Annotated in this window: 7 protein-coding genes; 6 read left to right on the top strand and 1 reads right to left on the bottom strand. The window is 73.0% G+C overall.

All coding sequences use genetic code 11. The annotated features are described in order from the left end of the window. Window position 1 precedes the first annotated feature (1 nt). From rplS to ACOJUF_RS21175, 6 genes are all read left to right on the top strand, one after another. Window positions 2–334, top strand: coding sequence for a 50S ribosomal protein L19 (gene rplS, locus ACOJUF_RS21200; protein WP_420123797.1), 333 nt, complete (start codon window positions 2–4; stop codon window positions 332–334). A 9-nt stretch (window positions 335–343) separates the two neighbouring features. Further along, window positions 344–1,171 carry a signal peptidase I gene (gene lepB / locus ACOJUF_RS21195; RefSeq protein WP_420123796.1) on the top strand — a complete coding sequence of 276 codons (828 nt, stop codon included), beginning with the start codon at window positions 344–346 and terminating at the stop codon, window positions 1,169–1,171. After that, window positions 1,171–1,947 (top strand): ribonuclease HII, encoded by a 777-nt coding sequence (locus tag ACOJUF_RS21190; protein ID WP_420123795.1) that lies wholly within the window; start codon window positions 1,171–1,173, stop codon window positions 1,945–1,947. Before lepB ends, ACOJUF_RS21190 begins: the two co-directional genes overlap by 1 nt. A 144-nt stretch (window positions 1,948–2,091) precedes the next feature. Further along, the gene (locus tag ACOJUF_RS21185; RefSeq protein ID WP_420123794.1) at window positions 2,092–2,409 is read left to right on the top strand and encodes a DUF2469 domain-containing protein; all 318 of its coding nucleotides are present in this window, start codon (window positions 2,092–2,094) and stop codon (window positions 2,407–2,409) included. 12 nt (window positions 2,410–2,421) lie between these two features. Continuing rightward, window positions 2,422–3,642: a cysteine desulfurase-like protein gene (locus ACOJUF_RS21180; RefSeq protein WP_420123793.1), complete on the top strand. Its 1,221-nt coding sequence runs from the start codon at window positions 2,422–2,424 to the stop codon at window positions 3,640–3,642. Continuing rightward, window positions 3,639–4,133 carry a protein-tyrosine phosphatase family protein gene (locus ACOJUF_RS21175; protein ID WP_420123792.1) on the top strand — a complete coding sequence of 165 codons (495 nt, stop codon included), beginning with the start codon at window positions 3,639–3,641 and terminating at the stop codon, window positions 4,131–4,133. Before ACOJUF_RS21180 ends, ACOJUF_RS21175 begins: the two co-directional genes overlap by 4 nt. 6 nt (window positions 4,134–4,139) lie before the next feature. Here the strand turns inward: ACOJUF_RS21175 and ACOJUF_RS21170 are convergent, their stop codons facing one another. Further along, the gene (locus ACOJUF_RS21170; protein WP_420123798.1) at window positions 4,140–5,327 is read right to left on the bottom strand and encodes a lipase family protein; all 1,188 of its coding nucleotides are present in this window, start codon (window positions 5,325–5,327) and stop codon (window positions 4,140–4,142) included. Window positions 5,328–5,333 lie beyond the last annotated feature (6 nt).

Here is a 5,333-nt window from a genome sequence, read left to right as displayed (position 1 = left end):
ACTGGACGCCGCCTCCCTGCGGTCCGACATCCCGGACTTCCGGCCCGGCGACACGGTCAAGGTGCACGTCAAGGTCATCGAGGGCAACCGGTCCCGGATCCAGGTCTTCGCCGGCCACGTGATCCGCCGCCAGGGCGGCGGGGTCCGGGAGACCTTCACCGTCCGCAAGGTCAGCTTCGGCGTCGGCGTCGAGCGCACCTTCCCGGTGCACTCCCCGAACCTGGACAAGATCGAGCTGGTCACCCGCGGCGACGTCCGGCGGGCCAAGCTCTACTACCTGCGCGACCTGCGCGGCAAGGCCGCCAAGATCAAGGAAAAGCGCGTCGGCCACTGATCGGTTCCGATGACGGACTCGGCGGAGTCATCCGGTGCGGGTGACTCCGCTCCTTCTTCGGCCGGTTCCTCCGACGAGGAGCCGGAGCAGCACCCCCGGACGCGCAAGAAGCGGCCGTTCTGGGTGGAACTGCCGATCCTGATCGTCATCGCGTTCGGGCTGACGTTCCTCATCCAGACGTTCGTCGCGAAGGTCTACTACGTCCCGTCCGGCTCGATGGAGCAGACCCTGCACGGGGTCAGCTCGGGCGGCGACCGCATCCTGGCCAACAAGGTCGTCTACGACTTCGGCCAGCCGGAGCCGGGTGACGTCGTGGTGTTCTCCGGCCCGCCCTCGTGGACCCCGGAGGCCCGGATCCCCGGCCCGTCGAACTGGTTCGGTCAGGTCGTGCAGTCGCTCGGCTCGGTGGTCGGCATCGCTCCGCCGAACGAGAAGGACTTCGTCAAGCGGGTGATCGCGACCGGCGGGCAGACCGTGCAGTGCTGCGACGCGCAGGGCAACGTGACGGTCGACGGGCACTCGCTGAACGAGCCGTACATCTACGAGCCGATCGAGTTCGTCCCCGGCCAGCTCGACTGCACCACCACCCAGATGTCGCGGCGCTGCTTCGGGCCGGTCACGGTTCCCGACGGCCAGCTCTGGGTGATGGGTGACCACCGGTCCGACTCGGCCGACTCCTCGTACCGGTGCCAGGGCCTGCCGGCCGGCAGCGGCGACCAGTGCCAGGGGCCGATCCCGGTCGACAACGTCATCGGCAAGGCGGTGTTCATCGTCATGCCCCCGTCCCGGTGGGGGACCATCTCCTCGCCCGACCTCGACGCCGGCTGGGGCAATTGATGGCCGCCGCCGTGCGCCGGCCGCACCTGCGGGTCGAGAAGCAGCTCATGCGGGACGGGGTCACCCGGCTCGCGGCCATGGACGAGGTGGGCCGGGGCGCGCTGGCCGGTCCGGTCACGGTCGGGGTCGTGGTCGTCACCCCGGACGTGCGGCGGGTGCCGGCCGGGCTGGCCGATTCCAAGCTGCTCACGCCGCAGGAACGGCAGCGGCTGGTCGCGCCGGTGCGCCGATGGGTCACCGAGTACGCCGTCGGGCACGCCGGGCCCGACGAGATCGACGCGATCGGCATCATCGCCGCGCTGCGGCTGGCCGGTCGCCGGGCGCTGGCCGCGCTGTCCGGCCCGGTCGACGCCGTGCTGCTCGACGGCAACCACAACTACCTGCGCGAGCCGGCCGCCGCGGTGGCCGCGGCCCCCGTCGTGGAGTCCCACCCGCTCTTCCCGATCGGGTCCGGGATGCCGGATGGGTCCGGGCCCGAGGCAGCGCCCGGGTCGGCCCCCGAACTCGCGGTGCACGTGCGGATCAAGGCGGACATGACCTGCGCCGCGGTGGCCGGCGCCAGCGTTCTGGCCAAGACCGAACGCGACGCCATCCTGACCGGCCTGGCCCCGAGCTACCCGGCGTACGGCTTCGCCGTGAACAAGGGGTACGGGACGCCCGAGCACGTCGCCGCGCTGCGCGAGCACGGCCCGTCGGCGGTGCACCGGCGCAGTTGGCGACTACCGTGCGGGCAGGAACTCGCCGGGGGAGATGATGTGCTGGTGATGACGTCGTGAGCGGGGCGTGCCGGGCGCCCGAGCGGGCGAGGGTGCACCGGGAGGGAGCGGCGTGAGCGAGGCTTGCCGAGCGAACCATCAGGGCAGGCGCCGCGCCCGCGGCGGGGCGCCCGAGCGTGCGAGGGTGCACCGGGAGGGAGCGGCGTGAGCGCCGAGGATCTCGAGCAGTACGAGACCGAGATGGAGCTGCAGCTCTACCGGGAGTACCGCGACATCGTCGGGCAGTTCTCCTACGTGGTCGAGACCGAGCGCCGGTTCTACCTGTGCAACGCGGTCGACCTGCAGGTCCGCAACCCCGACGGGGACATGTACTTCGAGCTGCGGATGTCCGACGCCTGGGTCTGGGACATGTACCGGCCGGCCCGGTTCGTCAAGAACGTCCGGGTGGTCACGTTCAAGGACGTCAATGTCGAGGAGCTGGACAAACCGGATCTCCGGCTGCCCGGCGACGACCAGTTCTGACGTGAGCCCGTCGTGATCGACGTCCCGGCGCTGCGCGCGCACTTCCCGGCCCTGCGGCCCGGGTCGGGCACACCGACCGCGCACTTCGATGGGCCCGGCGGCTCCCAGGTGCCCGACGTGGTCGCCGCCGCGGTGAGCGGGACGCTGACCGCCGGCATCGCCAATCGCGGCCGGGTGACGGCGGCCGAGCGGGTCGCCGACGACACCGTGCTGGCCGCGCGGGCCGCCATGGCCGACCTGCTCGGCGGCGAGGCCGGCGGCATCGTCTTCGGACGGAGCATGACGGCGCTGACCTTCGACCTGGCCCGCACCCTGGCCGCGGGCTGGTCGCCCGGCGACGAGATCGTGGTGACCCGGCTCGACCACGACGCCAACATCCGGCCCTGGGTGCTCGCGGCGCGGCGGGCCGGGGTGACGGTCCGGTGGGCCGAGTTCGACGCCGAGTCCGCCGAACTGCCGGTGGCGAACGTGGCCGCGGTGCTCTCCGAGCGGACCCGGCTGGTCGCCGTCACCGCCGCATCCAACCTGCTGGGCACCCGGCCGGACGTGGCGGCGATCTGCGCCGCCGCCCACGGGGCCGGGGCGGTGACCTACGTCGATGCGGTGCACGCCGCCGCCCACGCGCCGTTGGACCAGGCGCAGCTGGGCGCGGACCTGCTGGTCTGCTCGCCCTACAAGTTCCTGGGCCCGCACTGCGGGGTGCTGTCCGGCCGGGTCGACCTGCTGGAGAGCCTGCACCCGGACAAGCTGCTGCCCTCGACCGATGCCGTGCCCGAGCGGTTCGAGCTGGGCACCCTGCCCTACGAGCTCCTGGCCGGCACCACCGCGGCGGTGGACTTCCTGGCCGGGCTGGCCGGCCAGGCGCACCGGGTGGCCGGTGACCGCCGCCAGCAGTTGCTGGCCGCGATGGCGGGGGTGGACGAGCACGAGGAACGGCTGCGCCGGCGGATCGAGGACGGGTTGGCCGGGTTGCCGGGCGTCACCGTGCACTCGCGGGCCGCCCGGCGCACGCCCACCCTGCTGATCACCTTCGCGCGGGCCACCCCGGACGCCGCCTACCGCTTCCTGGCCGAGCGTGGCGTGAACGCCCCGGCCGGGTCGTTCTACGCGATCGAGGCCGCCCGGTTCCTCGGGCTCGGCGACGGCGGGGGGCTGCGGGTCGGCCTCGCCCCGTACAACGACGACGAGGACGTTGACCGTCTGCTGGCCGGGTTGGGGGAGTTCCTGTCATGAGCGTCGACCCGTCCCGTATCGACATCGAGTTCGACCCCCGGCGGCAGCGGATGGTCGGGGTGTCCGCGCACGGGCTGATGGAGTTCGACGTCCCGTTCATCAGCGAGATCGGCGACAACCTGTGGCTGGGCGGGTGCGAGGACGGCTTGGTGCTGCCGGAGTTCGTCGGGCACCTCATCTCGCTGTACCCGTGGGAGAAGTACACCGTCCGGCACGAGTTGGACTCGCGCCTCGAGGTGCGGATGTACGACCAGACGACGCAGGCGATGGATCAGGTGGACGCCATCGCCGGGTGGGTCAACACCTGCCGGCAGACCGCGCCGACCCTGGTGCACTGCCAGGCCGGCCTGAACCGCTCCAGCCTGGTCGCGGCGCGCGCCCTGGTGCTGGGCGGGATGAGCGCGGACGCGGCGATCGACCTGATCCGCCGGAAGCGTTCGCCCGCCTGCCTGTGCAACCCGGCGTTCGAACGCTGGCTGCGGGCCGGCTGAACCGGCTCAGCAGGTGCTGGGCGGCGGGGTACCGGCCCGGGCCGCGGCGAAGAACGCGAGCACGTCCGGCACCACGTCCATGGCGATCTCGGCGTGCCCGATCCCCGGCACCTGCTTGAAGACCACCCGGGTGCCCCGGCCGCACTGCTGCTGCACGAACTGCGTGGTCGCCGCCGGGTGGACCAGCACGTCGGCCAGCCCCTGGGCCACGAACAACGGGACGGTGATCGGCACGCCGCCCGGGGTGTTCTCCCGCAGGATGTCCGCCCACGGCTGGGTCGTCGCCGGGTCGGCCCGCAGGTACCGGCCGACCAGCGGCCCGGCCAGCGCGTGCAACTGCTCGTTCTGCCCGATCAGGCACAGCTGCGCCATCTGCGCGGTGGCCGCGGCGCCGTCGTCGGTGAGCACCTGGGTCAGCGCCAGTCCGGGCGTCGTCGCACCGTAGACGCTCTGGTAGGTCTGGAAGGCGTAGGACCCCAGCGAGACCCCGGAGACGTCGCCGATGTCGTCGTCGAGCAGGGTGCCGAGCTCGGTCGCCGGCGCGGCCGCGGCGGCGGCGACCAGCCGCAGCTCCGGGGCGTAGCCGGCGGCCTGCTGGGCGGCGAAGAGCACCGCATGGCCGCCCTGGGAGTGGCCCCACAGCAGCACGTCGCTGGCCGCGGTGACGCCGGACCCGTCGAGGTGGCCGGCCGCGCGCACGGCGTCCAGCACCGCATTGCCCTCGGTGACGCCGACCAGGTATGAATCCGGCCCGGCGACCCCCATGCCCGGGTAGTCGGCGGCGGCGACCGCGTATCCGGCGTTGAGCAGATCGGTCATGCCCTCGATGAGGTCGAACGGGTCGACCCCGGTCGACGGGGCGCACCGGGGCGCCATCCCGGTCGTCGGGTGACCCCAGGCCACCACCGGCCGCGGGCCGCCGCCGGTCCACGGCGCGGTCGGCGCGATCACGACGGCGGAGGTGAGCAGGGGCGACCCGTGGACATCGGTCGAGTGGTACATCACGCGCTGGGCGACCGTGCCGGCCGGCGCCGACTCCAGGTCCTGCGTGCGGACCACCTCGCCCGGGTCGCCGGCCGGTATCGGGTCGGGCCGGGCGTAGAACGGCTGCTCGGCGATCTCCTCAACCACCCCCTGCTCGAGCCGGCGATCGGTCGACTGGGCGCAGCCGGCCAGCAGGCCGATCGCGGCCACCAGGGT

It is taken from the genome of Nakamurella sp. (assembly GCF_048594475.1).
Lineage (GTDB): Bacteria > Actinomycetota > Actinomycetes > Mycobacteriales > Nakamurellaceae > Nakamurella.
The sequence above is the reverse complement of the archived record's forward strand: the minus strand, read 5'-3'. Positions and strand labels throughout refer to the sequence as shown.

Coding starts and splice junctions, on each gene's coding strand:
- lepB (WP_420123796.1), top strand. CDS start 344: ATGACGGACTCGGCGGAGTCATCCGGTGCGGGTGACTCCGCTCCTTCT.
- ACOJUF_RS21190 (WP_420123795.1), top strand. CDS start 1,171: ATGGCCGCCGCCGTGCGCCGGCCGCACCTGCGGGTCGAGAAGCAGCTC.
- ACOJUF_RS21175 (WP_420123792.1), top strand. CDS start 3,639: ATGAGCGTCGACCCGTCCCGTATCGACATCGAGTTCGACCCCCGGCGG.